Origin of the sequence: Haloquadratum walsbyi J07HQW2, assembly GCF_000415985.1 — an archaeon.
GTDB classification, from domain to species: domain Archaea; phylum Halobacteriota; class Halobacteria; order Halobacteriales; family Haloferacaceae; genus Haloquadratum; species Haloquadratum walsbyi_B.
The window spans coordinates 2,653,090-2,655,808 of sequence record NZ_KE356561.1 but is presented as its reverse complement, the minus strand read 5'-3'; the positions used below and the strand labels follow the sequence as shown (position 1 = coordinate 2,655,808).

Genomic DNA, 2,719 nt, shown 5'->3' with positions numbered 1-2,719 from the left:
CATGACTGCAATGACTAGTCGGATCACTCAGATGCTGCACGAAGGCGAGCGGCTAATGATGTTGCACTGAGTCATCGGTATGATTTTCTGGCGTGTTGTGTTGTCACATCGTGGCTTCGATGAGACTGTGATCCACTTGTAGCAGTTTTTTGATTCTCCTACGTGGATGACTTCGGTTTTGAATGCTGTTATGTCGTATCGTGTGTTGTCGTTTGATTCGATGTAACTGCTGATTCCACTTTGCTTGGCATCTCCTCATTCACATGTTGGTTTTCTCTCTTCGGAGTCTCCGATTCTGTTGTCGGAGTTTGTTTTGAGTCTTCGGTAAATCCTAACTCAATCGCCTCAACTTTTGCAAGCGCAATATTCGCTCGTTGCTCGACAACTTCATCGATTGCACCCACACTTTCGATGAGACCACGAATAGCTGCTAACTCGCCAGTGATCGAATCGGGGCATGATTCGATCTTCTCGACTCGGTGCACAATCTCTACATCTGTATTTGTACTCGTGGTCGATGATAATATCTGTTCATCTGATAATGAAAATGATATGTCATTATTTGTATCGGGGGAGCATGATGCCCCAGTAACAATTAAATCCGAACTTGCACCATCATTTTCAGTATTCTCAGGAGTGTTGATACCGTCAGGATCTGAAACTGATGGGAAATGTGCAGCGCTATCAGCATAATTCGGTGATACCCCGTCTAGATCGATTGGATCAGTTACTGTTGATTCACTGACCGCACGCTCAACAGCAGCAAAACAAGCAGCAAGTGCATCATCTGCAGAGTCCATACGCGGCAGTGCTACCGTTTTCAAATATGTATCTCCGGATCTGAGTTTGAACCTGTGTTAGAATCGTGTCTGGATTCACAGCATCAACTGAGAACTATGACTATGAGTCTATCCGCGTGAAGATGAGAAAGGACATCTTACCCCACTTCGTCGCCCGATTTGGATTACGAGTTGCAAGGTAAGATACTCAATTTTGATAATTCCAGGATCCCGGTATGACAGTATATTAATTTTCCAACATCTGTATCGACATATAATGTTAGTTTCAAGGGTTATATTGGCATTAATTGGGATTTCATATTTTTCAATATGTGATCTAGAACGGAAGGTATATATTGTTGATTAGGATTCTACGCTCTATCGAGATACGCAGACAGCGGCGGTACCTACACCGGCGCATCGGATGTATCGAGAACATGCATTGAAGCTGGAATCCAATTACAACTGAACTGATATATGTCAAATCACGACCACGGACGTACGATTGTATTGTTTATTATCCTCTGTCTCGCCGCAGGAAATTGGTATGTAATCGGCAGTAGTTCTGCCTCAGTATCAGATCAAAGCAGTATCACACTTGATAGAGATGTGTATTATGAAAGTGATAAGATTCATATCACGCTTGGTGATGCTAATTTGTCGACGGATACCGACCACTTTGTCAGCGTATTCACTGACACAGAAGACCAGCAACTCATTGTGGAAGATGTCCCTGCTGAAGTGGCGAGTTATACCAGCAAAAATGTTGTCGGGGAAAGAAAAAATACCACTCAGATTAGTAAACGTGACGGCGAATTTGGCTACACTCCTGATACTGGGGATTCTGATAATATAGTAAATAGAGCAGAATATAATGATAATAATAATACTGTAACATGGTTTTTTGATGAACCTGCCAACAGCAAGGGAATTGTGAGGATTTTTAATGCAGAGACAGTCACTCTTTCACACACCGGTGATTCAACATTCACTGGAACAATCAACATTAGCCAGGCAGACGCACTAGGAACACTCAACGCTGTGGATGGTGAAATCATCACTGTTCGATACTACGATATGAAGGCAAGAGAGTTCCGAGAGGACACCGCCTCATTCAGTGCACAAAACTCTCCAACGCCAACACCCATTGCGACCCCTGCACAAACACACACTGCAACAGTAACACCTACTGTAACGCCGACACCCACTACGACCCCTATGCAAACACCCACCGCAACAGTAACATCAACACCAACACTCACTACGACCCCTACACGAACACCCACTACAACGGTAACACCTACTGCAACGCCGACGCCCACATCAACACCCATTGCGACCCCTGCGCAAACACCCACTGTAACAGTAACACCTACAACAACGTCGACACCAACCGCTACGCCTACTCCGATACCCACCGCATTGCCGACATCAACTACTACGGTCACACCAACATCAACGTCCACCCCGACACCAGAACCAACCAGCACGTCAACACCGACGCCCACATCAGCTTCGACAGCATCGACCAGTGAAAGCGGAGACAGTGATAACACTGATATAAACGGCGGCTCGACACGTCGTTCGAGTGGTGGGAGTTCAGCAACGGCAAATCCGAAGACACCACAAGCACCAAGTGCGCGCCTTGATACTGGAGTAACGATCGGAATCTATGCAAATGATATCAGTCAGGCTCCGAGTGACAGCGACATCGAGACTGTAATCGAACTACCGGTGAACGCGCCAATTGTGAGTACCCGTCATGCTGAATCAATCATGCTTGGTACTGACCTTGTTGTTTCGGTCAATGAACGGAATGCCACAGATGCGTTTCGTCTCTTGCAAGATGGGTCAGAAACTGGACAAGTACTACTTATGACATCAGAGCGACTGAGGACAACGGATGAGGTTCATATTATACTTGATTCGGTACAAGCCAC

Annotated in this window: 1 protein-coding gene and 1 pseudogene; one reads left to right on the top strand and one right to left on the bottom strand. The window is 45.6% G+C overall.

Annotation, left to right across the window (positions count from 1 at the left end):
• Nucleotides 1–188 precede the first annotated feature (188 nt).
• The gene (locus tag J07HQW2_RS12490; protein ID WP_021055902.1) at nt 189–800 is read right to left on the bottom strand and encodes a hypothetical protein; all 612 of its coding nucleotides are present in this window, start codon (nt 798–800) and stop codon (nt 189–191) included.
• Nucleotides 801–1,256: 456 nt separating this feature from the next.
• Between J07HQW2_RS12490 and J07HQW2_RS12485 the strand changes: the two are divergent.
• Nucleotides 1,257–2,719: pseudogene (locus J07HQW2_RS12485) on the top strand (hypothetical protein); the annotation flags it as partial.

Excerpts from the sequence above, each read along its gene's own strand:
- J07HQW2_RS12490 (WP_021055902.1), bottom strand. The coding sequence starts at position 800 with ATGGACTCTGCAGATGATGCACTTGCTGCTTGTTTTGCTGCTGTTGAG.